This window comes from Streptomyces sp. NPDC051217 (genome assembly GCF_044455465.1).
GTDB lineage: Bacteria > Actinomycetota > Actinomycetes > Streptomycetales > Streptomycetaceae > Streptomyces.
Genome location: NZ_JBITEV010000016.1, coordinates 115,120 through 139,916, shown reverse-complemented (window position 1 = coordinate 139,916; position 24,797 = coordinate 115,120). Strand labels below are relative to the sequence as shown.

Sequence of the window (24,797 nt, the reverse complement as noted above, 5' to 3'; positions counted from 1 at the left end):
GTGGAAGCGTTCGGCGTGGGCCATCGTCTTAGTCGCGGGGGGAGGATAGTGATCAGAATGGGGTGGAGATCGTCCATGAAGAGGATGGCTCGCGCGTTTTGCGTACTTGCTTTTGCGGTGGCCGTGACGGGTTCGCTCGTCGCGGGTGGCACCCCCGCGGCGGACAACGTGTCTGTATCCGCCGTGCAGGCTCTGCCGAGTGATCCCTCCTGGGACAGCGCACCGGTGGACTTGGGCGCATGACTGTCCCGCCGGACGACAGGGTCTTTCGGCGAGAGATGGCTTCGGCCTACCGATCGGGATGGCACTTCATCGATCTCGTCACGGCGATCCCTCACCGTGGTGACTCGTTGATGGTCACCCTGTTCGGCGAGCCCGTGGTCGTCGTCCGCGAGGAGGACGAGGACGTCCGTGCCTACCGGTGTCTGAGGAAGCCTCGGGGGGCGCCGCAGCCCGTGCGCTGCGCGATTCGGTACGACATGATTTTCGTAAATCTTGATCAGCGTGACCACCAGCTGGTCGAACCACAGACCATTTCCGCCACCCCCCGCAGTGCCTGAGCGATTCCCCCGTCGTAGTAGATCGCTCGGGCGCTTCCCCCACACAGCGGCGCCATCGTGGACCTGAAACGCGATGGCGCCGCTGTGCTGCCCGCGTACAGGCCGCCGGCCGCTGTGCCGCGCGCCGCCGGGTGGCGGCGTCCGCGGTGGGCGGGTCATCCTCTGCCGAGCGCGCGGTCGACGGTGATCTCGATGACGATCCGGTCCGGGTTGGGTCCCGGCGTGCGCTCGTAGCGGGCCGCGTAACGGCCTACCGCGTCCGCGACCCGGTCGGCCTCCGTCCGTATCGTCGCGACGCCCTCAAGCGTCGCCCAGCGCCGTCCTTGGACCTGACAGACCGCCACCCGCGCCCCGTTCGGGCCCGCCGCCAGGATGTTGGCGACCTTCGTGGAGTTCTTGCCGGTGATGACACGTGCCAGCCGGGTCTCCGGCTCGTACGTCACGCCCACCGGCACCACATGCGGTGTGCCGTCCGGCCGCAGCGTGGTCAGTGTGGACAGGTGGCGCTCGCGCCAGAAGGCGAGATAGTCGTCGTCGGGATCGCGTACGTCTTGGGCCATGCCGGAAGAATAGGCGCGTAATGGCCTCGGGGACGCGGGTCGGCGGTAGTTGGTCGGTGGAGCCGGATGCGCCTCGTGCGGGCTTGAGTGGAATAGACTCAACTTTGCGTACGTTGGGTGGGTCAGGTTCTTTGGGGACGGACCCTGCGCCGAGGAGGAGAGACCGCACGTGGACGCCGAGCTGACGAACAAGAGCAAGGACGCCATCAACGCCGCCACCGACCGCGCGGTGTCGGCGGGCCATGCCGACCTGACCCCCGCGCACCTGCTGCTCGCGCTGCTCGCGGGCGAGGACAACGAGAACGTCACCGATCTGCTCGTCGCGGTCGACGCCGACCAGGCTGAGGTACGGTCCGGGGCGGAGCGGCTGCTGGCCGAACGGCCCAGCGTGCGAGGCTCCACCGTCGCCCCGCCCGGCCCCGACCGCGCGCTGCTCGCCGTCATCGCCGACGGCGCCAAGCGGGCGAAGAAGCTGGGTGACGAGTACATCTCGACCGAGCATCTGCTCATCGGGATCGCGGCCGAGGGCGGCAAGGCCGGAGACCTGCTGGAGCGGCAGGGTGCCGGCGCGAAGAAGTTGCAGGCCGCGTTCGAGAAGGCAAGGGGAGGACGCCGGGTGACCACACCCGACCCGGAGGGCCAGTACAAGGCCCTGGAGAAGTTCGGCACCGACTTCACGGCCGCCGCGCGCGAGGGCAAGCTCGACCCGGTCATCGGCCGGGACCAGGAGATCCGCCGTGTGGTGCAGGTGCTGTCGCGCCGTACGAAGAACAACCCCGTACTGATCGGCGAGCCAGGCGTCGGCAAGACTGCCGTCGTGGAAGGGCTCGCGCAGCGCATCGTCAAGGGCGACGTGCCGGAGTCCCTGAAGAACAAGAAGCTGGTCTCCCTGGACCTGGGCGCGATGGTCGCGGGCGCCAAGTACCGCGGCGAGTTCGAGGAGCGGCTGAAGACCGTCCTGTCCGAGATCAAGGAGAGCGACGGGCAGATCATCACCTTTATCGACGAGCTGCACACCGTCGTGGGCGCGGGCGCCGGCGGCGACTCCGCCATGGACGCGGGCAACATGCTCAAGCCCATGCTGGCGCGCGGCGAGCTGCGCATGGTCGGCGCGACGACCCTGGACGAGTACCGCGAGCGCATCGAGAAGGACGCCGCGCTGGAGCGGCGCTTCCAGCAGGTGCTGATCGCCGAACCGAACGTCGAGGACACGATCGCGATCCTGCGCGGCCTCAAGGGCCGGTACGAGGCGCACCACAAGGTGCAGATCGCGGACGCGGCGCTGGTCGCCGCCGCCGCGCTCTCCGACCGCTACATCACCTCGCGCTTCCTGCCCGACAAGGCCATCGACCTCGTCGACGAGGCCGCGTCCCGCCTCCGTATGGAGATCGACTCCTCACCCGTCGAGATCGACGAACTCCAGAGGTCGGTCGACCGCCTCCGTATGGAGGAGCTCGCGCTGAAGAACGAGTCGGACGCCGCGTCCAAGCAGCGTCTGGAGAAGCTGCGCCGCGACCTCGCCGACCGCGAGGAGGAGTTGCGCGGGCTCGACGCGCGGTGGCAGAAGGAGAAGCAGGGGCTGAACCGGGTCGGTGAGCTGAAGGAGAAGCTGGACGAGCTGCGCGGACAGGCCGAGCGCGCGCGGCGCGACCAGGACCTCGACACCGCGTCCAAGCTGCTGTACGGCGAGATCCCGGCCGTGGAGCAGGAGTTGGCGGCGGCGGCCGAGGCGGAGCAGGAAGCCGCGAAGGACACCATGGTCAAGGAGGAGGTCGGCGAGGACGAGATCGCCGAAGTCGTCGGGGCGTGGACAGGGATCCCGGCCGGGCGGCTGCTGGAGGGCGAGACGCGCAAGCTCCTCCGTATGGAGGCGGAGCTCGGCCGCCGGCTGATCGGTCAGACCGAGGCCGTCGAGGCGGTGTCGGACGCGGTACGGCGCACCCGCGCGGGCATCGCGGACCCGGACCGGCCCACCGGCTCGTTCCTCTTCCTCGGGCCGACCGGGGTCGGCAAGACCGAACTGGCGAAGGCCCTGGCGGACTTCCTCTTCGACGACGAGCGGGCCATGGTCCGTATCGACATGAGCGAGTACGGCGAGAAGCACTCGGTCGCGCGGCTCGTCGGGGCGCCCCCCGGCTACGTCGGCTACGAGGAGGGCGGCCAGCTCACCGAGGCCGTCCGCCGCAGGCCGTACAGCGTGGTCCTGCTGGACGAGGTCGAGAAGGCGCACCCGGAGGTCTTCGACGTCCTGCTCCAGGTCCTCGACGACGGCCGTCTCACGGACGGCCAGGGGCGGACGGTGGACTTCCGCAACACCATCCTGGTCCTCACCTCGAACCTCGGCAGTCAGTATCTGGTCGACCCGATCCCCTCGGCGGAGACGAAGAAGCAGCAGGTCCTGGAGGCCGTACGGGTCTCGTTCAAGCCGGAGTTCCTGAACCGGCTGGACGATCTCGTGGTCTTCTCGGCGCTCTCCAAGGACGAGCTGGCCCGGATCGCCGACCTTCAGATCGGGCTGCTCGCGAAGCGGCTGGCGGACCGCCGCCTCGCCCTCGACATCACCCCGCAGGCCCTGGCCTGGCTGGCGGACAAGGGCAACGACCCGGCGTACGGCGCGCGGCCGCTGCGCCGGCTGATCCAGACGGCGATCGGCGACCGGCTGGCGAAGGAGATCCTCGCGGGCGAGGTCGTGGACGGCGACACGGTACGGGTGGACCGCGCGGGTGACGGGCTGATCGTGGGGCCGGCGTCGCGTGGGCGGGAGCCGGAGGCCGAGGAGGGGGCGGGCCCGGATGCGGGGGCCGGCGCGGGGGCGCCTTCTTTGGAGAAGACGCCTTAGGGACGCGCGGGTCGGCGCGGGTCCGCGCGGTTCCGGCCGGGCCCGGGGGCCCGTCACCGCAACGGTGGCGGGCCACGCCCGCCTCCCGCCCGATTGTCGACGGGGTGCGGGGTTGCCGCAGGGGGATCGCGGCTAGGGTCGTTGTCAGACAACGGCATGCCTTCCTCAGGAGAATCCAGCGATGACTATCGACCCGTCCTCGATTCCGAACTTCGGGGCTCAGCCCCAACCGCAGGCTGCGGGACCGGCGGGCCCTGTCGTCCCCGACCAGGATCTGGTCAAGCAGCTCCTCGACCAGATGGAGCTGAAGTACGTCGTCGACGACGAGGGTGACCTCGCGGCGCCGTGGGAGGATTTCCGTACGTACTTCATGTTCCGCGGCGAGGACGACCAGCAGGTCTTCTCGGTACGGACGTTCTACGACCGGCCGCACGCCCTTGAGGACAAGCCCAAGATCCTCGACGCGATCGACGACTGGAACCGCCGCACGCTGTGGCCCAAGGTCTACAGCCACGTGCACGAGGAGGAGGACGGCCCCACGACCGTCCGGCTCATCGGCGAGGCCCAGATGCTGATCGGTACCGGCGTCAGCCTGGAGCACTTCGTGTCGTCGACCGTCAGCTGGGTGCGGGCGTCGATCGAGTTCGACAAGTGGCTGGTGGAGACCTTCGGGCTGACGCCGACCGAGGGCAAGCCCGCGGAGGAGACGTCCGCCGGGTCCGCCGATGGCGCTCCCACCGAGCAGAAGCCTGCCGACGAGGCCTGACGGGCCCGCTCCGACGGGCAGCTCTGACGGGGCTCTGACGGGCCGCGCGTGCGGCCTCGGCGCTACAGCGGCACCGGAGCCAGCGTCAGCAGATACGTCCCGTAGCAGCACGACAGCCCGGCGAGGGCCGCGATCACCACGATCGCCGCTCTCGGCCGGGCTTTCACGAGCGCGCACGCGAGCGGGAGCAGCAGGGGGAACGCGGGCAGCAGGAAGCGCGGCTTGGACTCGAAGAAGCCTCCGCCGCCGGCCGTGATCAGCAGCAGTACGCCCGTGTACACGAGTACCGGCAGCGGTGGGCGGCTCTCCCGGTCCACGACGAGCAGCGCGAAGAGCAGTACGGCCGCGCCGACGATGAGCGCGGTCGCGGTGGTGGCCAGTTCGGCGGGGCGCAGGACGATGTCCCGTACGTTTCGCAGGGCGTCGACGCCGAAGTCGAAACGGGACCGCCAGCCGCGCTGTACGGCGAAGTAGCCGGAGAGCGGATCGCCGGTGCGTACGCCCACCCAGAGCAGATAGCCGCCCCAGCCGAGCGGCGCGACGGCGGCCCCGGCCCAGAGCCGCCAGGGCGCGTGCGCGCGGCGCTTCCACAGCTCGTACGCCGCCGCGACGCACACCGCCGCCGCGATGGCGACCCCGTTGGGCCGCGCCAGGCCCGCGAGCGCGGCCAGCGAACCCGCCCACACCCAGCGGCCGGTGAGCACCGCGTACAGGGAGAAGGCGGCGAAGGCGGTGAGCAGCGGTTCCGTGTACGCGATGGAGAACACGACCGAGTGCGGGAGCAGACCCCACAGGAGCACGAGGACGGTCGCGGTGGCCCGGCCGTGCAGGCGCTCGCCGAGCAGATGGATGCCGAAGGCGGCGACCGCGGCGGCGGCCCAGGAGATCAGCAGGGCGGCGGTGCCGCCGCCGATCGGGAGCACGGCGGTGACGGCCCGTACGAGACCGGGGTAGAGCGGGAAGAACGCCAGGTCGCTGTGGACGGCGCCGTCGGTGAAGTGGAGCGTGTGGCCGTAGCCCTGGGCGGCGATCCGCGTGTACCAGGTGGAGTCCCAGCTCTGGGTGAGGAGTTGGCGCGGGGACCGGCCGATGTGCTCGGCCCAGAGGCACAGGACGAGCAGCCCGGTGAGCCGCGCGGCGGCGAACAGCCCGAGGGCGGGGGCCGCGCGGCGCAGGGCGGAGATGAGGCGGGGGGCGCGCGGGGTGGCGACGGGGGTGAAGGTGATGGCCGCTGGGGCTTCGGGTTTCGCGGCGGGTTCGGCGGGTCCGGCGGGTCCGGCGGGTTCGGCGGGTTCGGCGGGTCCGGCGGGTTCGGCGGGTTCGGCGGTGTCGTATGCGTCGACTGTGTCGAGCGTGTCGGCGGACAGGGGGCACCTCCGGGCGCGGGACGGGTCGGACCGACCTTCCGTCGCGGGGGTGGAGCGCGCGACCGGGGTCCGGCCGACCGGGTACGAAGGGGCGCCGTACGGGGGGTACGTGGGGAGGGGCGGCGTGTCGTCGTGACAGGGATGACCGCGAGGGCGCGGGTGTGGTGGGGCCCCGCGGTCGCGTGCGCCGGGGCGCCTGTCGCCCGACGGGCCGACCCGCGGACTCGGCGCCCGCGCCGACCGCCGCAAGCACTGCCCGCCGCCCAGGGCGTGTTGTGCGAGTCCCGTCCGGCTCACGACGCCCGGCACGCACGCTCGCCGCGTTGCCGGGGTCGCCCAAGTACCTGCCTGGGGTCTGTCGTTTGGATCAGGCCGGGCTCGCGGGGTCCGGTGCCGCCGCGTTGTCGTCGGTCGGCATGGCTCCGCCATGCCTCCCCTCCTCCGCCTTGCGATCCACGGCGCCCACCGGGACATCAGCCGCTGCCGCGGCGGGCGCCCCCTGATCCAGCCTGATCCAAACGACAGACCCTAGTCCGCCTTGCGGAAGATCTCCGACATGGTGTCCCCCGTGTCCGGCGAGAGCAGCCCCGTCGCGTCCGGGGGTTCCAGGCCCACCAGCACCGCCAGGTCCCGGGCGTGGACGTCCACCGCCGCTTCCACCAGGGAGGCAAGTGACTCCACCGCCTCCCGGGCGCGGGCGCGGGCCACCAGCGCGCAGCCCAGGGCGATCAGGGCCGCCGGCCACCACCACGCCGCGACGGCGAGGTAGCCGACCGACCAGGCTCCGAGGCGCGCCGCCGTGGCGAGGGCGAGGCGGGCGGACTCGATCTGGCGTTGGGCCGGTTCGGCGAGGATCAGCCAGAGGCGGGGCCAGACGGCGGCGAGGTCGATGCTGTACGCGGCGTAGACCCGCGCGGCTGCCGCCGCGAGCCGGTCGCCGTACCAGGTGGGGCGGCTCGGCGGGACCAGGGCGATACGGTCGCGGGCCCGGGTGAGGCGTTCGATCTCGGCCGCCGGGGTGGCCGGGTCGCGGATCGCGTCGGTCCGTTCGTCGTCGAGGCGCTGCCACGCCGTGTGGCGCTCTCGCTGGAGGCGCCGTCCGAGAGGGAAGCGGCTCTCGCGCAGCCAGAAGCTCTCGACGGCGGTCCCGAGGAACTGGGCGGCCAGCGACAGCGCCGAGGAGACCAACAGGATCGCCGCCACCGCGACCGCCGCCGTGCCCGTACGGTCCAGGACCGGCCGCGCGGTCAGGTCGTCCAGGGCTTCGCGCAGCCGGTCGATGTCGTGCCAGTGGGTATGCCCGAGCGTCGTGCCGGCGGCGACGACTCCCAGGTAGAGCGCGCCGGGCAGCACGAGGAGGTTGAGCCAGCGCTCGGTGAGTTTGGTGCCGAGGGTGACCAGGAGCGGGTTCACCGGCGCGCGCGCCTCGGCGCACTCGCGCTCATGCCGTCGGGTCCCGGCGCAGGCGCTCCTTGCGCATCCGTCCGCCGTTGAGCGCGCACGGCGGCGCCGGCCGCAGGTCCTTGGCCGGTTCGCGACGCGTGCAGAGCACCGTACCGGGACAGAGCGCGACCTTGATCATCGGGTGGACGCCGGGGATCGCCTGACCGGGGTACTGCTGACCCGCCCCTACCCGCAGATGCCCGCCCAGCCCGCGCGCGTCGCCTCCCCGGAGCAGCGCCTCGTCCAACTCCCCGAAAGCCGCGTCGAGTTGGTCGGGGTCCGCGGTGGAGTCGGGGTCGAGCAGGTCTCTGGCCCGCTCGGTGGCCCGCGCGACATCGCTGTCCGTGCGCCACAAGCCGTTCCGCTCCGCCAGCAGCGCGCACAGAGCCGCGATGGAATCGGCGCGTCGACGCTCCTCGTACGCCATGTCTGATGCGGTCATGGCCTCAAGTGTGCCTTGGAGAGGCACGCTTGGCTCGCGGACCAACACAATGAGTCAGTGGCACGGGTGAGTCGTCGGATGTGAGCGGGGACAGGCGTGAGGGTGCGGGGTACGAGCCGGGACGACCTGCTGATCGCGGTGACCGGACGGCTGGAGCGCGCCGTCCAACGGGGCGACGGAGCAATGCTGTTCGGCCCGGAGGCGGACGCCGAGCTGGTGGCGTTGCTGCGCGGATGCGACCTCGGTACGGACATGGACGCCCGGCAGGCGGCCGGTTGGCTCTACTGGGCCCGCTGCGGTGAACTGGGCGAGGGCAAGGGCGCGGAGGAGGGCAGTTGCGCGGGGATGCTGCTGCTTCCGGTCTGGGTGTGTGACCGGCAGGCCGTACCACCGGAGTTGGCGGCGCTCTGGGCCTCGCTGCCCCAGGCGTCCTGGCCGGACCCCGCCGCCGCCGACGGGCCGGAGGTGTGGAGCGGGGTGTGTCTGGCCGCCACGGCCGCCGGTGAGGGCCGTCAGCTGCCGGGGCAACCCCCGGAGATGGCGAAGGCGTTCGAGATGCCGGGCAGTTCCCCCGACATCGTGCGCGCGCAGGCGATCGCCGCGGGCCGGCTCTCGGTGCTCGCCACCGCGTACGACGACCCGGAGCTCGCCGTACGGGTCTCCCGGCTGGCCGACGCGCTGGCCGCCGCCGCGCGAGCCTGGGACGACGACGCTCTGCGGGAGGAGTCGGCACGGCTGGCCGACGAGGTGCTGCGCCTTGAGCGTCGCGCCGTGCGGCTCACCCCGGCCGGCGCCCCGGACCGTCTGACACGGCTCAGCGATCACGGACTGTCGCTGGTCCAGCGGTACGAGCGGACGTCCGACCCGGAGGATCTGGAGGAGGCGATCGGGATCGCCCGCGACGTGCTGGCCCAGACGGGCGACAACCACCCCGACCTCGCCCGCCACCGAGGCATCCTGGCGGGGGCGCTGAGTCTGCGGCTCGACCGGTCGGGCGGCGCCGTCGAGGAGTTCGACGAGGTCGTCGGACTGAGCAGGGAAGCCGTCTCCGGCCACCCGCACGGACCCGGCTCGGCCCTGGCCGAGGTGGCCCTCATGCTCGTCAAGCGGTACGAGCGGACGGCCGAGCTCGCCGACCTGGAGGAGGCCGTCGCCCTGCTGACCCGCTCGCGCCGGGAGGCCTGGACGGATCCGGGCCAACGGGCTCGCGCGGAGAGGCAGTTGGGGCTCGCACTGAGACTGCGCCACGCGCGCCTCGGGGACGTACGCGACCTGGAGGAGGCGAGGCGGCTCCTCGGCGACGAGGGGCCGCGGGGCGCGGACGGAGTGGCCGGTCGTACGGTCCAGCAGCTGGTCAACTCCGCCCTGGAGCTGCGCGGCCGGTACGAACGGGGCCTCGGCGCCCCGGAAGATCTCGTGACCGCCGCGGCGCGGATGCGCGAGGCGCTCGCGATGCTGCCCCCCGGTCACGCGTCCCGGCCCGGCGCGCTGACCAATCTGGGCATGGTCCTGATCTCGCTTCATCAGCGGTCGTCCGACATCGCGGTGCTGACGGAGGCGGTCGACGCGCAGCGCGAGGCCGTGCGCGAGACCCCTGCCGGGCATCATCTGCTCGGCGGGCGGCTGATCAATCTCAGCGCCGCACTGATGCTCCGTCATAACAGGTTGCAGGACTCCACCGATCTGGCGGAAGCGCTGGACTGCCGGCGGCGGGCCGCCTCGCTGCCCGGCGCGTCCGCGTTGAAGCGGGCGGCGATTCTCTCCGCGACGGGAGCCGCGCTGATGCGTACGGCCGACCGGACGCGCGACGCGGTCACCTCCGACCAGGCGGTGGAGCACATCAGAGCGGCGCTGGAGCTGACCGAAGCGACCGATCCGCTTCTGTCGCCTCGGCAGTTGTCACTGTCGCTCATCCTGCTCTCGCGCTTCGGCATCACGCGCCACCGCCGGGATCTGCGCGAAGCGCGCACGGTCATCGAATCGGCGCTCGCCGCACTGCCCGAAGGATCGCCGCAGCGGCCGAACTTCCTGGTGGCGGCCGGCGTTGTCCAGCGGGCCCTCCCGCGCACGGGGTGGTCCCCGGGCGCGCACGAACGGGCGGTCCGGCTGCTGCGGGAGGCCGTCGACGCGACGCCTCCGGAGCATCCGAATCTCACGACACGACTCTCGGCACTGGGCGAACTGCTGGCCGAACGGTACGCACGTACGCGCGCGGTGGACGACCTCAGGCAGGTTGCCGCGGCTTTCCGCGAGGCGGCGCTCGAACCGCAGTGTCCGCCCTCGGAACGGCTGAACGCGGCCCGGCGGTGGGCGCGCGCCGGGCTGGAACTCGGCAGACCCGATCTCGCGCTCAAGGGGTACGTCGTCGCCGTCGACCTGATGCCGGTCCTCTCGGCGCGCCATCTCCTGCGTGACGACCAGGAGTTCAGGCTCGGCGGGACGGTGGGTCTGGGCGCGGAGGCGGCGGCCTGCGCGGTCCGGTGCGGAGAACCGGGGCTCGCCGTAAGGCTGTTGGAGCAGGCACGCGGGGTGCTGCTGGCCCAGGCCTTCGACGCGAACAGCGACTTCACGGAACTGGCGCTCAGAGCACCGCAGTTGGCGGACGAGTTGGTCCGGCTGCGGCAGGGACTCGATGCTTCGACGGACGAGTTGGTGCCGGAGTCGCCGGAGGATTCCCCGTACGGACCGTCCGATCCTGTGGGCCCGGCCAGCGACCAACGGCAGCGGCTGACCACGCGGTGGGACGCGCTGACCGCCCGGATCCGCGCCGAATATCCGGAGTTGCGGCTCTTCCGGTCCGTACGCGACTGGGACGACGCCGAGTTGGCCGCGACAGCCGCACAAGGGCCCGTCGTGCTGGTGCATGTGCCGCCCGCCGACAGTGCCGGCGGCACCGAGGCCCCGGCCGGTGGGGCCCTCCTCGTGACCGGGAAGACCGTCGAGGCCCTGCCGCTGCCGCTGCTCACCGCGCCGGAGGTGACCACTCGCACCGAGCGTTTCCATGACGCGCTCGCCCGGATGAACGCGCCGGGGAGCGGCCACGAGGAGGCGCTGCGGGCCCAGGGCGAGGTGCGGTCCACGCTGGACTGGCTCTGGTCGGCCGTCACCGGCCCCGTCCTCGACCGGCTGCGCCTCGGCGTCCCCCCGGAGGGGGAGGCACTGCCGCGGATCTGGTGGTCGCCGGGCGGGCTGCTCGGCACGCTGCCCCTGCACGCCGCGGCGCCGGACGGCACGGGGCCGGGCGCCCTCGACCGGGTGGTGTCCTCGTACGCCCCCACGCTCCGTACGCTCCACCACGCCCGCACGCGCGCTCCGGCGCGCCCCCGAGTCACCTCCCGCGCCGACATCGCGGACGACTCCTTCCTGATCGTCGCCGTCCCGGAGGCGGACGGGCTTCCCGCGCTCCCCGGTGCGCGCGAGGAGGCCCACTGGCTCGCGCGACGGCTGCCGTACGCCACGGTGCTCGCCGACGGCGCCGCGACCCGCGCGGCGGTCGACGCCCGGCTGCGCGACCACGCGCACGTGCACTTCGCCTGCCACGCCGTCAGCGATCCGCTGCGCCCGTCGAACGGCAGGCTGGTGCTGCACGGGCCGCCCGACGCGTCGCCGACCGTCCGCGACCTCGCCCGGCTGCGCCTTCCCGGTGCCCGCCTGGCCTATCTGTCCGCCTGCGACACCATGCGTATCAGCGCCGAACTCGCCGACGAGTCCGTGCACATCGCGAGCGCCTTCCAGATGGCGGGCTTCTCCCATGTCGTCGGCTCGCTCTGGCCGGTGGACGACATGATCGGGGCCAGGGTCGCCCGCCGGGTCTACGAGCAGCTGGACACCCGGCCCGGCGGGGCGGGCGGCGCGCTCTCCGTCGACGGCACGGCGCGCGCCCTGCACCGCGCGGTGTGCGAGCTGCGCGCCGAGTACCCCCGTACCCCGAGTCTGTGGGCCTGCCAGGTCCACGCGGGACCGTGAGGCCCTTCGCGGCTCACCCCGCGAGCGTCTTCAGCCGGGCCGCCGCGTCCGCCAGTACCTCCGCGCGCTTGCAGAACGCGAACCGTACGAAGGGCGCGCCCTGCTCCCGGTGGTCGTAGAACACCGCGTTCGGTACGGCCACCACACCGCACCGCTCCGGCAGCGCACGGCAGAACGCGAAGCCGTCGCTCTCGCCGAGCGGCCGGATGTCGGTGGTGACGAAGTACGTGCCCGCCGGCCGGTAGACCTCGAACCCGGCCGCCACGAGTCCCGCCGACAGTAGGTCGCGCTTGGCCCGCAGATCGTCGCGCAGGTCGTCGAAGTAGCTGTCCGGCAGCCGCAGCGCCTCGGCGACGGCGTACTGGAAGGGGCCCGCCGAGACGTACGTCAGGAACTGCTTCGCCGACTTGACCGCGGTCACCAGCTCCGGCGTGGCCGTCACCCAGCCGACCTTCCAGCCGGTGAACGAGAACGTCTTGCCCGCGCTGCCGATGGTGACCGTGCGCTCGCGCATCCCCGGGAAGGACGCGACGGGCAGATGTTCGCCGTCGAAGACCAGGTGCTCGTACACCTCGTCGGTGACGACCAGCAGATCCCGCTCGACGGCGAGCGCGGCCACGGCCGCCAGCTCCTCGCGCGTGAGGACGGTGCCGGTCGGGTTGTGCGGGGTGTTGAGGAGGATCAGCCGCGTGCGCGGGGTGACGGCGTCGCGCAGCTCGTCCAGGTCCAGGTGGTACGCCCCGTCGCGGGGCCGCAGCGTGACGGGGACGCGCGTGCCGCCCGCCAGGGCGATGGAGGCGGCGTACGAGTCGTAGTACGGCTCCAGTGCGATCACCTCGTCGCCGGGCTCCACGAGGGCGAGCAGCGACGCGGCGATCGCCTCGGTGGCGCCCGCCGTGACCAGGACCTCGGTGTCGGGGTCGTACGCCAGGCCGTACCGCTTCAGCTGGTGGTCGGCGATCGCGGTGCGCAGCTCCGGGACGCCGGGGCCGGGCGGGTACTGGTTGCCGCGGCCGTCGCGCAGGGCCCGTACCGCCGCCTCCCTGACCTCCTCGGGGCCGTCGGTGTCGGGAAAACCCTGGCCCAGGTTGATCGCGCCGGTCCGGACGGCCAGCGCCGACATCTCGGCGAAGATCGTCGTCCCGAACTCCGCGAGGCGTCGGTTGAGCAGGGGGCGGCGGCGCGCGGGGTCTTCGCTCGCGCCGGATGCCGGGGGAGCCGGGGGAGTCGCGGGACTCGGGGGACTCGGGAGATCCGGGGGATTCGTGGCGGTCATGGCGGCCATCCTGCGCCGAAGCTCTGGACTTGCTCAAGTCTGCTTTGGGTTCGTGAGGCGGGGGGCATTCCCCAGTCACACAAGAAGACGGCACGAAAGCCGATCACTGGCGAAGCCGGTCACGCGATGACGCGGAGGCCTCGCTTCGGGGGAACAGAAAGACGGTGAAGACGATGAACGTTGTGGGTCTGGCCTTCGGGTTTCTCGCACTGTTGGTTGTCGGGTTCCTGTTCGCGATGGGGGCCTATTCGAAGCACCGGCGGGCGCGGAACCGCAATCGCGGTGTCCGGCTCTCCGGCAGCCGCCGATCCGGCGGGGGCGGCGGCGACGGGGGCGGCGGCGGGAGCGGCGGGAGCTGGTACTCCACCGGCGACGGAGGCGGCTCCTCGTCCTGCGGCGGAGGTTCGTCCTCCTGCGGCGGAGGCGGCGGGGGGTGCGGCGGCGGAGGCAGCTGACACGGGGCAGCTGGTCCGTAGCCACTGAAGGTGCCCGGCGGGATGAACTCCCGCCGGGCACCTTCATGTTGATCGCCGGGGTGCTGGTCCCCCGATGGGCCGCCGAGAGGTTGAGCGGTTTGTGGTTGAACAGTTGAACTGTGGCACCCCCGAGGGGATGGAAACCCAGTCAAGTTGGGTAAAAACGCTGTGAGCGCCCCTTACTTCGTGATTCCCTCGCTGTTGAGATTTTCCAGCCCCCGGACCTTGGGCCTCGAACCTCGGACTTTCGCGCGGAGCCGAGTAGACGATCTCCTACTTCCGTCATGCCTCAGTACTCAGCTCGCAATTCCCTCGATCAACTCACAACGCTCAGTTCCCGGTTCTCAGTTCTCCGCTCGTAAGTTCCGACAGTTCACCGTTCACAACTCGCAGCTCACAACTCACCGTTCTCTGTTCTCTGTTCTCTGTTAGCAGATCTCCGATCGCCGATCTCAGATCTCCCCATTCATCCTCCGGGACGCCACCCGGTCCACTTTGCCAAGCGTGTTTGCGGAGCCGACCCATGCTCAGAAGTCTCAATACCACCTACACCGACACCCGTGCCGCGGATCTGGCCTGGGCATTGGGGCGCGAGCCGCTGCCCGCCCTCGCCGTCCTCGATCTCGAACTCACCGGCGCCAAACTCCAGTTACGGCTTCTCGGCGCCTCCCACCAGGTGCTTCTTGAGGAGGCGCAGGGGAGTTGCTCCGAGACGGTGGCCTGTATCCCCGGCAGCAGTACGCCGCTTCCGCTCGGTGTCGCCGAGCGCGTCGGGGCGTGGGAGTACGAATTCGCCGCGCGCGTCGAGACGTTGTCGCAAGGCTCGTTCGCGGGGCGCGCGCAGGAACTGCTCGCGCTGGTCGCCGACCATCCGAACGGACTCGCGGGCACGTTCCCGGGTGAACCGCACGCGTTCACGGCGATGCTCGTGCAGCGGCACGAGGGACAGGTGTCCTGGCGGACCTGGCACGCGTATCCCCAGGAGGGGGCGCTGGTGGTGACCCGGACGCGGGTGGGGGTGAGAGTTCCGGTCGCGCTGTAGCGGCGTCCGGCGTGGGCCGCGGGAGCGGCAGGAATAGGTCAGGGGGAGTTGCGTGAACGCGAGTTACCACTCTTGTGGGTGACAAGCCGCACGCAAGTCGTGACGTAGCGTTACTGGAATGATCGACCAGTCTGTGGTCGCGCCGGCGGAAAGCGCGCCGCGACTGCCCGTCCGACCCAGCGCGGGCCGCTTCCTGATTCTCGCCGTGGTCTTCGTGTGCGCCGCCTGCGGACTGGTGTACGAGCTGGAGCTGGTCGCCCTCGCGACATATCTGATCGGGGATTCCGTCACGCAGGCCTCGGTGGTCCTGTCCCTGATGGTCTTCGCGATGGGCCTCGGGTCGCTGCTCGCCAAGCGGCTGCGCTGCCGGGCGGCGGTCGGATTCGGCCTGGTGGAGGCGGCGCTCGCGCTGCTGGGCGGCTGCTCGGCGATGGTGCTGTACGCGACGTTCGCCTGGATGGGCGAGTCGCGGTACGCGCTGATCGGCTTCTCGCTCTCCATCGGGATCCTCATCGGCGCGGAGATCCCGCTGCTGATGACGCTCATCCAGCGGGTCTCCCGGCAGGACGCGGGCGGGACCGTCGCGGATCTCTTCGCCGCGGACTATGTGGGCGCGCTGGTCGGCGGGCTCGCGTTCCCGTTCCTGCTGCTGCCGTGGTTCGGGCAGCTGACGGGCGCGCTGCTGACCGGCGGGGTGAACGTGGTGGCGGGGGGCGCGCTCGTGCTCTGGGTCTTCGGCCGCGATCTGACGGGGCGCGAGCGGGGGCTGCTGCTGCTCGTGAACGTCCTGGTGCTGACGGTGCTGGGGGTCGCCGCCGTCATGGTGGACGACTTCGAGCGGGCGGCGCGGCGCGCGGTGTACGGGGACGGGGTGCGGGTCGCGGTCCAGACCGACGTCCAGGAAGTGGTGCTCACGGGCGGGCGGGGCGGGCGGGGCGGCCCGCTGAAGCTGTATCTGGACGGGCGGCTGCGGGTCAGCGAGCGCGACGAGTTCCGCTACCACGAGGCGCTGGTGCACCCCGCGATGAGCGGTCGGCACGAGCGGGTGCTGCTCCTGGGCGGCGGCGACGGGCTCGCGGCGCGGGAGGTGCTGCGTTATCCGGACGTCCGTTCGGTCACGCTCGTCGAGCTGGACCCGGGCGTCGCGCGCCTGGCCCGTACGGACCCGGCGCTGGCGGAGCTGAACGGGCACGCGTACGACGACCCTCGGCTCCGGGTGGAGTACGGGGACGCGTTCGCGTGGCTGCGGGGGCGCGGGAGCGGGTCGGCGACGGAGCGGGGGCCGTACGACGTGGTCATCTCGGACCTGCCCAACCCCGGTATCACCCCGAGCGCCAAGCTCTACTCGGAGGAGTTCTACGGGCTCGCCTCCCGGGTTCTCGCCGAGGGCGGGCGGCTGGCCGTGCACGCGGGGCCGCCGGCCGTCCGGCCCCGTACGTACTGGACGGTGGACGCGACGCTGCGGGCGGCCGGTTTCGGGACCAGTCCGTACAGCGCGACGGGGCGGGCGGCCGGCTTCGGGGCGGGGCCGGACCGGGCGCACGACGAGAAGAACGCGGACGAGGGGGAGGCGGCGGGCGCGGGCACGAGGGCGGACTGGGGCTTCGTCCTGGCCGCCGTCGGCCGCCCGCCGGGCGTGCGGCTCCCCCCGGACGCGCCCCGGCTGCGCTCGCTTGCCGCGCCGGTGCTCGAAGCGGGGGTTCTCGGGGCGGAACGTACCCGGTTGCGTGATCTGCCGCCGTCGACGCTGGTGCATCCGCGGTACGCGGGCTGATGGCGCGGGGTCGGCCGATGCAGCCGTTGTGCGCGGAGGGGCGCCTGAGTCGGCGGGGCTGAGTAGGCTCGGATCCCATGGAGCATGAGGTGTTCATTCCGGTTCCGGCTGAGACCCTCCGCGAGGCGCTGAGGGACCACGCCCGTGTCGCGCGCTGCGTCCCCGGCCTCCAGCAGGACGCGGACGGGTCGGCCCGCCCGCTCTCGGGCCGGCTGAAGGTCCGCGTGGGCGGCCACACGATCACATACCGGGGCGCCCTGACGCTCACGGAACGGGCGGGCGGCTTCACGGCGAAGGGCGAGGGCTCGGAGGTACGGGGTACGGGCTCCGCCAAGCTGAACGTCCGCGTCGGACTCACGGAGACGGCGGACGGCACGACGCTCACTTTCACGGCGACGTCGACATCGGAGGGCCGCCTGTCGGAGATCGACGGCCCGACGTCGGAGGCGACGGCCCGAAGGCTCCTGGACCGCTTCGCGGCGGCGCTGACGAAGGGGGACGCGTCTGGGTTGGACGGCGCGGACGCCTCCGGCGGGGCGGCGGGCTCCTCGGCCGGGGCCGTCACGGCGTCGGACGACACGTCTGCCGCCGATTCGGGGGGTGGAGCCGGTGCGGCGGCTGGTAACCGGCCGGATGCCTCCGGTGTCGGCGCTGGTGCCGGTGGTGGGCGGGACGATGACGTGACGGCCCCTGCCGCCGATTCGGGTGGTGGTGAAGGTGCGGCGGCTGCCGGTCGGCCGGCGGAAAGCCGTGGCGTGGACGGGGCTGGGGAGCCGGTCGGCGGGGGTGATCAGGCGGAGCCCGCCGATCGGCCGGCCGGGCCCTCCGGCTCCGGGCAGGACCGAGACGTAACCGCCTCTGGCGACGACGACGGCGACGCCGCTCACGCTGCGGACGCCGCCGACGACGCGCCCGACGCGGACCTTCCCGACCTCACCGATCCCGACCTCGGCGAGCCCGAGGGCTTCGACCCTTCGGTCGGGTTCGGGGCCACCTCCTCCGGGGACGGGGACTTTCTCGTGCCACTCGATCCACCCGCCGAGGCCGCCCATGCGCGGCGGACCATGATCGGGCGGAGTGCCGAGGAGGTCGACCACGCGCCGCCGCGTGGGCGTTACGCGCCCGAGCAGGCACCCGAATCCGGGGGCGCCGGGGCCGCGCTCCGGTGGGTGGCGCCCGCCGCCGCGCTCGCCATCGCGGGGGCCGTCGTCGTAGGGCGCGCGCTGCGGCGCAGGCGTTGAGCCGTACGTCTCGTCCCGCCGGTTAGGGTCATGGCGTGAGTACGGAAACGGACCAGAAGCGCGAGATCCGACTGGCGGCCGGCGACGCCGAGTTGACCATCCATCCGGCGAACGGCTGCCGCGTCGCGAGCCTGCGCGTCGGCGGTACGGAACTGCTGCGGCAGGGCGACCGTTACGGCTGCTTCCCGATGGTGCCCTGGTGCGGGCGGGTCGAACGAGGGCAGTTCGGCAACGGCGGCATCACCCACCAACTGCCGCTCAACTCCCCGCCGCACGCCATCCACGGCACCGGCCGCGACACCTCCTGGCGCACCGCGCGCAAGGGTGACACCGAGGCGGCGTTCACGTACGAGCTGGCCGACCCCTGGCCGTACACCGGTCGCGTCACCCAGCTCTTCGAGCTCACCGGCGACTCCCTCACGCTCACGCTCGGCGTCGAGACGTACGACGACTCCTTCCCCGCGCAGGCGGGCTGGCACCCGTGGTTCCTGCGTCACCTGGACGGCGGTACGGCCGACGAGGACGCCGTACGCCTCGACTTCTCGCCCGCCTGGCAGGAGGAGCGCGGCGAGGACCATCTGCCGACCGGCCGCCGTATCGAGCCGCGGCCCGGCCCGTGGGACGACTGCTTCGGGATGCCCGACGGCGTGGAGGCGACGCTGACCTGGCCGGGGCGGCTCGAACTGAAGGTGACCAGTACCGCCGAATGGGCCGTCGTCTACGACGAGCAGGCCGAGGCCGTCTGCGTGGAGCCGCAGACCGGTCCGCCGAACGGGCTGAACACCCTGCCACGTCTGGTCACGCCCATCGACCCCCTGGAGATCCGGACGACCTGGAGCTGGCGCCGGCTCTGAGAGAGCTCCCGGAACGAGGCCCGGACAAGGCCACCCGACAAGGCTCCCGGCGGGGCCCTCGCGCCCCGCCGTAAGCTCAGGGCCATGACTGACGTACGTGCTGAGCTGCTCCAGCAGATCAAGGACAAGGCCGTCGTGCACGGCAAAGTGACCCTGTCGTCCGGCATCGAGGCCGACTGGTACATCGATCTGCGCCGCATCACCCTGGACGGGCGGGCCGCGCCGCTGGTCGGGCAGGTCATGCTCGACACCGCCGCTGCCGCCGGTCTGGACTACGACTGCGTGGGCGGGCTGACGCTCGGCGCGGACCCCGTCGCGACCTCGATGCTGCACGCGTCCGCGGCGCGCGGCGCGAGCCTGGACGCGTTCGTCGTACGCAAGCAGGGCAAGGCCCACGGGATGCAGCGCCGTATCGAGGGCACGGACGTGAAGGGCCGCCGCTGTCTGGTCGTGGAGGACGTGTCGACGACCGGCGGTTCGCCGCTGACCGCCGTCGAGGCCGTGCGTGAGGCGGGCGGCGAGGTCGTCGCCGTCGCGGTGATCGTCGACCGGGGGGCCGCCGGGGCCGTGGAGGCCGCGGGGCTGCGTTACGTCAGCGCGTACACCCTGCCCGACCTCGGCCTGGCCTGAGCCTCACCGTACGGACAAGAGTCTGGAAAGATGAGGGCGACGATGACGTCGCCCCCAGGTCAGGGACAAAGCACCTCAACCCGCACATCACAAGGAGCGGCCCGATGCCCATCGCAACCCCCGAGGTCTACGCCGAGATGCTCGACCGGGCGAAGGCAGGCAAGTTCGCCTACCCGGCCATCAACGTGACCTCGTCCCAGACTCTGCACGCCGCGCTGCGTGGCTTCGCGGAGGCCGAGAGCGACGGCATCATCCAGATGTCCACCGGTGGTGCGGAGTTCCTCGGCGGTCAGTACAACAAGGACATGGTGACGGGCGCGGTCGCGCTCGCGGAGTTCGCGCACATCGTGGCCGCCAAGTACGACGTCACGGTCGCGCTGCACACCGACCACTGCCCCAAGGACAAGCTGGACACCTACGTGCGTCCGCTTCTCGCGGTCTCCGTCGAGCGGGTCAAGGCCGGTCGGAACCCGCTCTTCCAGTCGCACATGTGGGACGGCTCCGCCGAGACCCTCGCCGACAACCTCACCATCGGTGAGGAGCTGCTCGCGCAGGCCGCCGCCGCGAAGATCATCCTTGAGGTCGAGATCACCCCGACCGGCGGCGAGGAGGACGGTGTCACGCACGAGATCAACGACTCCCTCTACACGACCGTCGACGACGCGCTGCGCACCGCGGAGGCCCTGGGCCTGGGCGACAAGGGCCGTTACCTGCTGGCCGCGTCCTTCGGCAACGTGCACGGTGTCTACAAGCCGGGCAATGTCGTGCTCCGTCCCGAGCTGCTGAAGGACCTTCAGGAGGGCGTGGCCGCGAAGTACGGCAAGCCCGCGGGCAGCCAGCCGTTCGACTTCGTCTTCCACGGCGGCTCCGGTTCCTCGGCCGAGGAGATCGCGACGGCGCTGGAGAACGGCGTCGTGAAGATGAACCTCGACACCGACACGCAGTACGCCTTCACGCGGCCGGTCGCCGACCACATGTTCCGGAACTACGACGGTGTGCTGAAGGTCGACGGCGAGGTCGGCTCCAAGAAGACGTACGACCCGCGCACCTGGGGCAAGGTGGCCGAGGCGGGCATGGCCAAGCGCGTGACCGAGGCGTGCGGCGCGCTGCGCTCGGCGGGCACCAAGCTCAAGTAGGCGACCGCCGCCACCGTACGCGGCGGGCCCGGCACCTCCTGGGGTGCCGGGCCCGTGTGCTGCCCGGCCACCCGGCCGCCCGTTTTGAGGAGGACCCCTGTGGGCTACGACTTCGACACCCCCGTGGACCGCCGGGGCACCTGGAGCGTCCAGTGGGACGGCGTGGCCGACCGCTTCGGCGTGGACGGGCTGCTCCCCTTCACCATCTCCGACATGGACTTCGCCTGCGCGCCCGAGGTGCTCACCGCGCTTCAGGCGCGCCTCGCGCACGGGGTGCTGGGCTACACGGACTGGCGCCACGAGGACTTCCTGTCGGCGCTGCGGCACTGGTTCACCACCCGCTACGACACCGAGCTGGACACCGACCAGGTCGTGTACGCGCCGTCCGTGCTCAACCAGGTGTCGCAGCTGCTGCGGATGTGGACCGCCCCCGGCGACGGCGTGGTCGTCCACACCCCAACGTACGACGGCTTCCGCAAGGCGGTCACCGGGCTCGGCCGCGAGCTGCGCGGGGTGCCGGTGGGCGATCCGGCGGCGCTGGAACGGGAGCTGGCGCGGGCGAGAAGCCGGGTGCTGATCCTGTGCTCGCCGCACAATCCGACGGGCCGGGTGTGGACGGAGGGCGAGCTGACCGAGTTCGCGAAGCTCGCGGCGGCGTACGGCGTGGCGGTGATCAGCGACGAGATCCACGCCGACTTCGTCCACCCCGAATTCGTCCCGGCGGGCCGTCGGCATCTGCCGTGGACCCGGTTCGCCGCGGGCCGGTGGGCGGTCGTCACGTCGGCGTCGAAGGCCTTCAACTTCCCTGCGCTCAGCGGCTCGTACGGCATCATCGGCGACCCGGACGACCACGCGGAGTTCATGCGCCGGATGCTGACGGCCGAAGGCCTCGCCTCGCCCGCCGTCCTCGCGCTGACGGCCCACATCACCGCGTACCGCGAGGGCGCGCCCTGGCTGGACGCGCTCAACACCTATGTCGCGTCCAACCTCCGCATGCTCGCCACCCGCCTCGAAGCGGCCTTCCCCCAACTCGCCTGGCGCCCGCCGGAGGCCGGTTACCTCGCCTGGATCGACCTGCGGCCACTGGGCGTGGACGACGACGAGCTCCAGCGCGAGCTGATCGAGCGCGAGAAGGTGGCGATCATGCCGGGCACGACGTACGGCCCCGAGGGCTTCGTCCGCCTCAACGTCGGCTGCCCGCGGGCCAAGGCGGAACGGGGCACGGACGCGTTGATTCGTGCGCTCCGCCGGCTCGCCACGTAGCCCCCGGGCGGGGATGATCCACCTATGGATATCAGGCTGGGCACGGCCGCCGGCCGGTGGATCGTGTTGACCACCGTGCTCGGTTCCACCATGGCGCTGCTCGACTCGACCGTCGTCAATGTCGCCCTGCCGCACATCGGTGACGACCTCGACGCGGACCTGGCCGACCTTCAGTGGACGGTCAACGCGTACATGCTCACGCTCGCCGCGCTGATCCTGCTCGGGGGATCGCTCGGGGACCGGTACGGGCGGCGGCGGATCTTTGTGCTGGGGATCGTGTGGTTCGCTGTCGGGTCGCTCATGTGCGGTCTCGCGCCCACCGCCGAGGTGCTGATCGTCGCGCGCGCGTTGCAGGGGGTGGGCGGTGCGCTGCTGGTGCCCGGGTCGCTCGCGCTGATCCAGGCCAGTTTCCATCCGGACGACCGGGCGCGGGCGGTGGGGCTGTGGTCGGGGCTCGGGGGTGTCGGCGCCGCGATCGGGCCGTTCGTGGGCGGGTGGCTGGTGGACGGGCCCGGCTGGCGGTGGGTGTTTCTGCTGAACGTGCCGCTGGCCGCGCTCTGTGCGCCGGTGGCTCTGCGGCACGTACCGGAGTCGAAGGACCCGGTCGCGCGCGGCCGGTTCGACGTCACCGGCGCGGTGCTGGGCGCCGTCGCGCTGGGGCTGGTGACGTACGCGCTGATCGCGAAGGTGTGGTGGTCCGGGATCGCGGGTGTGCTGGTGGGCGTGGCGTTCGTGGCGCTGGAGCGGCGGCGGCCCGATCCGATGCTGCCCCCGTCGATCTTCGCCTCGCGGCAGTTCACGTCGGTCAATCTGGTGACGCTGTGCGTGTACGCGGCGTTCGGCGGTTTCTTCTTCCTGGCGACTTTGCAGCTCCAGGTCGTCGCGGGTTACTCGGCGCTCGGCGCCGGGACCGCGCTGCTGCCGACGACCGTGCTGATGCTGCTGTTCTCGGCCAGGTCGGGCGAGCTGGGCGCGAAGATCGGACCGCGCATCCCCCTCACGGTGGGGCCGCTGCTCTGCGCCGCCGGGCTGCTGCTGTTGCTGCGGGTGGGCGGCGGCGCGGACGCCTCCTACGTACGTGACGTACTGCCCGCGCTGGTGGTGATGGGACTCGGCATGGTGACGCTGGTCGCGCCGCTGACCGCGACGGTCCTGGCGTCCGTGGACAGCTCGCGTGCCGGACTCGCCAGCGGCATCAACAACGCCGCCGCGCGCGCCGCGGGTCTGCTCGCGGTGGCCGCGCTGCCCCTGCTGGCGGGCGCGGGGCCGGAGGTGTACCGGTCGGCGACGCAGTTCGACGCGGCGTTCCACCGGGCGATGCCCCTGTGCGCGGGGATCCTGGTGGTGGCGTCGCTGATCGCCTGGACCACCGTGCGTACGCCCAAGGCCGAGGACAAGACGGCCGAGGCCGCCCCCAGCCTGCCCCAATGCAAGGTGAACTGCGGGCTCTCGGCGCCGCCGCTGGAGCCCACCGCGGTACGGAAGGGGAAGGGCGGGGCAGCGGGAGGAGAGGCGTCCGCGGCGGACGTGTGAGGCCGGTGTGCCGGGGGTGCCGGGAGCTTGTCTCCCGGTTCGGGCCATGGGTCGGCGATTGCCTGTGGCAAACCCGCACCACGGCCACGGAATCCGACGCGACCTGGGACACTCGGAGGCATGGCCATCCACAAAGACCTTCTTGGGGGACCGCCCCCCACGCACCTGCCCGACGACCCCGAGCCGCGAGAGCTTCTCGCGAACGGGACGGCGCCAGCCGACGTCGCGGCGAAGTACCCGACCTCGTCGCTCGCGTGGGCCCAGCTCGCCGACGACGCGTTCGAGAACGGCCGGGTCGTCGAGTCGTACGCGTACGCCCGTACCGGCTACCACCGTGGCCTCGACTCCCTGCGCCGCAGCGGCTGGAAGGGGCACGGCCCGGTGCCGTGGGAGCACGAGCCGAACCGTGGCTTCCTGCGCGCCCTGCACGCCCTGGCCCGCGCCGCGCAGGCGATCGGCGAGCAGGAGGAGTACGAGCGCTGCTCGGTCTTCCTGCGGGACTCCTCGGCGGTGGCGGCCGACACCCTCGGCTGAGGGCGCTCGTTCCCCCTTGCGAAGGGTGACGCCGCTCTCGTGCGGCGTTCCTCTCGTACGGCGTCGCGCTCGTGCGGCGTCGCGTGACCTCGCCTGACGTCGAGTTTGTCCGTAACACAGCGAATCGCCGCAGGTCCGTGGCCGTCCGAAAGGCTACGGACCCGTGGCGCGCGGTCGATACGATCGCACACGCCATCGAATCCGGTACGAGGCCCCGGCACCCTCTCCCCGACGCCGGCCGAAGCAGGGGAGAAGTCCGTCTTGGGCAAGCGTGTCCTGGCCCGCCGCCGTCCGATCGCCCGCGCCGTACTCATCGGCGTGTGTCTGACCGCCGTCTTCGTCGGTGGCGGCGCGGCCCTCGCCGGCTGGCCGGAGAGCGGTCCCACGGCCGATGCGGCGGCCGAGGACCCGGCCGGGGACGCCGAATCCGGGGCACGGGAGCCCGCGACGGCTCCCGGGGGCTCGAACGTCGCCCCCGCCCCCAGCCCCAGCGCCTCCCCCGGTGCGGCACGCCGTATCCCGGTCCCCGACGACGGCCCCGGCACCTTCACCACCGCCCGGTCCGCCGGTTCGCCGGTCGGCTCCGGCGACACGGTCCGCCGCTACAAGGTCCAGGTCGAGAAGGGCATCGAACTCTCCGAGCGGCAGGCCGCCGTCGAGATCGAGACAATCCTGGCGCACCCCCGGGGCTGGACCTCCGACGGCCGTAACTCCTTCCAGCTCGTCGGCTCGGGCCCCTCCGACTTCGACGTGAAGATAGCGACGCCGGGCACGGTGGACCGGATCTGCGGCGCCGCCGGACTGCTCACGCGCGGCGAGGTGAACTGCACCGTCGGCCGCACCGTCGTGGTGAACCTCAAGCGCTGGGTGCGGGGCTCCGAGCAGTTCGACGGCCCGGTGACCGAGTACCGCGCGCTGATCATCAATCACGAGGTCGGCCACCGCCTCGGCCGGGGCCATGTCACCTGCGGCGGCGAGGGCGAACCCGCGCCGGCGATGATGCAGCAGATCAAGGGCCTGCACGGCTGCGTCGCGAACGCATGGCCGTACACGGAGAACGGGACCTACATCACAGGCCCGGCGGTGCCGTGAAGT

General features: G+C 72.1%; 19 protein-coding genes and 1 pseudogene. 15 read left to right on the top strand and 5 right to left on the bottom strand.

The features are described from left to right. The first annotated feature begins 239 nt into the window (after positions 1-239). Positions 240-560: a hypothetical protein gene (locus ACIBBB_RS29860; RefSeq protein WP_023539836.1), complete on the top strand. Its 321-nt coding sequence runs from the start codon at positions 240-242 to the stop codon at positions 558-560. 155 nt (positions 561-715) lie between these two features. Here ACIBBB_RS29860 and ACIBBB_RS29855 read toward each other — a convergent pair whose 3' ends face one another. Continuing rightward, positions 716-1,120, bottom strand: a complete 405-nt coding sequence (locus ACIBBB_RS29855) for a pyridoxamine 5'-phosphate oxidase family protein (RefSeq protein WP_398987418.1) — start codon at positions 1,118-1,120, stop codon at positions 716-718. 169 nt (positions 1,121-1,289) lie between these two features. Between ACIBBB_RS29855 and clpB the strand changes: the two are divergent. Next, a pseudogene (clpB, locus tag ACIBBB_RS29850) lies at positions 1,290-3,872 on the top strand (ATP-dependent chaperone ClpB); the annotation flags it as partial. A 268-nt stretch (positions 3,873-4,140) separates the two neighbouring features. Further along, positions 4,141-4,725 carry a YbjN domain-containing protein gene (locus ACIBBB_RS29845; protein WP_398987416.1) on the top strand — a complete coding sequence of 195 codons (585 nt, stop codon included), beginning with the start codon at positions 4,141-4,143 and terminating at the stop codon, positions 4,723-4,725. 62 nt (positions 4,726-4,787) lie between these two features. Here the strand turns inward: ACIBBB_RS29845 and ACIBBB_RS29840 are convergent, their stop codons facing one another. The 3 genes from ACIBBB_RS29840 to ACIBBB_RS29830 form a co-directional block, all read right to left on the bottom strand. Beyond that, positions 4,788-5,951: a mannosyltransferase family protein gene (locus ACIBBB_RS29840; RefSeq protein WP_398987472.1), complete on the bottom strand. Its 1,164-nt coding sequence runs from the start codon at positions 5,949-5,951 to the stop codon at positions 4,788-4,790. 669 nt (positions 5,952-6,620) lie between these two features. Further along, the gene (locus ACIBBB_RS29835; protein WP_398987413.1) at positions 6,621-7,505 is read right to left on the bottom strand and encodes a hypothetical protein; all 885 of its coding nucleotides are present in this window, start codon (positions 7,503-7,505) and stop codon (positions 6,621-6,623) included. Positions 7,506-7,533: 28 nt separating this feature from the next. Then, entirely contained in the window at positions 7,534-7,977 is a 444-nt protein-coding gene (locus tag ACIBBB_RS29830; RefSeq protein WP_398987411.1) for a hypothetical protein, read from the bottom strand. A gap of 102 nt (positions 7,978-8,079) precedes the next feature. Between ACIBBB_RS29830 and ACIBBB_RS29825 the strand changes: the two genes are divergently transcribed. Further along, on the top strand, positions 8,080-11,943 hold the full coding sequence (locus ACIBBB_RS29825) for a CHAT domain-containing protein (RefSeq protein ID WP_398987409.1): 3,864 nt from the start codon (positions 8,080-8,082) through the stop codon (positions 11,941-11,943). 13 nt (positions 11,944-11,956) lie between these two features. Here ACIBBB_RS29825 and ACIBBB_RS29820 read toward each other — a convergent pair whose 3' ends face one another. Next, positions 11,957-13,228: a pyridoxal phosphate-dependent aminotransferase gene (locus tag ACIBBB_RS29820; protein ID WP_398987406.1), complete on the bottom strand. Its 1,272-nt coding sequence runs from the start codon at positions 13,226-13,228 to the stop codon at positions 11,957-11,959. A 164-nt stretch (positions 13,229-13,392) separates the two neighbouring features. Between ACIBBB_RS29820 and ACIBBB_RS29815 the strand changes: the two genes are divergently transcribed. The 11 genes from ACIBBB_RS29815 (at position 13,393) to ACIBBB_RS29765 (ending at position 24,794) form a co-directional block, all read left to right on the top strand. Then, positions 13,393-13,674 carry a hypothetical protein gene (locus ACIBBB_RS29815; RefSeq protein WP_398987403.1) on the top strand — a complete coding sequence of 94 codons (282 nt, stop codon included), beginning with the start codon at positions 13,393-13,395 and terminating at the stop codon, positions 13,672-13,674. 544 nt (positions 13,675-14,218) lie between these two features. Continuing rightward, positions 14,219-14,737 carry a DUF2617 family protein gene (locus ACIBBB_RS29810; protein WP_398987400.1) on the top strand — a complete coding sequence of 173 codons (519 nt, stop codon included), beginning with the start codon at positions 14,219-14,221 and terminating at the stop codon, positions 14,735-14,737. 118 nt (positions 14,738-14,855) lie between these two features. Further along, on the top strand, positions 14,856-16,511 hold the full coding sequence (locus ACIBBB_RS29805; protein WP_398987398.1) for a polyamine aminopropyltransferase: 1,656 nt from the start codon (positions 14,856-14,858) through the stop codon (positions 16,509-16,511). A gap of 77 nt (positions 16,512-16,588) precedes the next feature. Beyond that, positions 16,589-17,752, top strand: coding sequence for an SRPBCC domain-containing protein (locus tag ACIBBB_RS29800; protein ID WP_398987396.1), 1,164 nt, complete (start codon positions 16,589-16,591; stop codon positions 17,750-17,752). 35 nt (positions 17,753-17,787) lie between these two features. Beyond that, positions 17,788-18,606: an aldose 1-epimerase gene (locus ACIBBB_RS29795; protein WP_398987394.1), complete on the top strand. Its 819-nt coding sequence runs from the start codon at positions 17,788-17,790 to the stop codon at positions 18,604-18,606. Between the two features lie 84 nt (positions 18,607-18,690). Next, the gene (gene pyrE / locus ACIBBB_RS29790) at positions 18,691-19,236 is read left to right on the top strand and encodes an orotate phosphoribosyltransferase (RefSeq protein WP_398987392.1); all 546 of its coding nucleotides are present in this window, start codon (positions 18,691-18,693) and stop codon (positions 19,234-19,236) included. A 104-nt stretch (positions 19,237-19,340) separates the two neighbouring features. Next, complete coding sequence (gene fbaA, locus ACIBBB_RS29785) at positions 19,341-20,372, top strand: class II fructose-bisphosphate aldolase (protein WP_398987390.1); 1,032 nt, start codon at positions 19,341-19,343, stop codon at positions 20,370-20,372. Between the two features lie 99 nt (positions 20,373-20,471). Continuing rightward, a complete protein-coding gene (locus tag ACIBBB_RS29780) occupies positions 20,472-21,635 on the top strand; it encodes a MalY/PatB family protein (protein WP_398987388.1) in 1,164 nt (387 codons plus the stop codon). Positions 21,636-21,659: 24 nt separating this feature from the next. Then, positions 21,660-23,168 carry an MFS transporter gene (locus ACIBBB_RS29775; RefSeq protein ID WP_398987386.1) on the top strand — a complete coding sequence of 503 codons (1,509 nt, stop codon included), beginning with the start codon at positions 21,660-21,662 and terminating at the stop codon, positions 23,166-23,168. Positions 23,169-23,288: 120 nt separating this feature from the next. After that, a complete protein-coding gene (locus tag ACIBBB_RS29770; protein WP_398987385.1) occupies positions 23,289-23,702 on the top strand; it encodes a DUF3151 domain-containing protein in 414 nt (137 codons plus the stop codon). Positions 23,703-23,963: 261 nt separating this feature from the next. Further along, entirely contained in the window at positions 23,964-24,794 is an 831-nt protein-coding gene (locus ACIBBB_RS29765) for a DUF3152 domain-containing protein (RefSeq protein ID WP_398987384.1), read from the top strand. Positions 24,795-24,797: the final 3 nt, after the last annotated feature.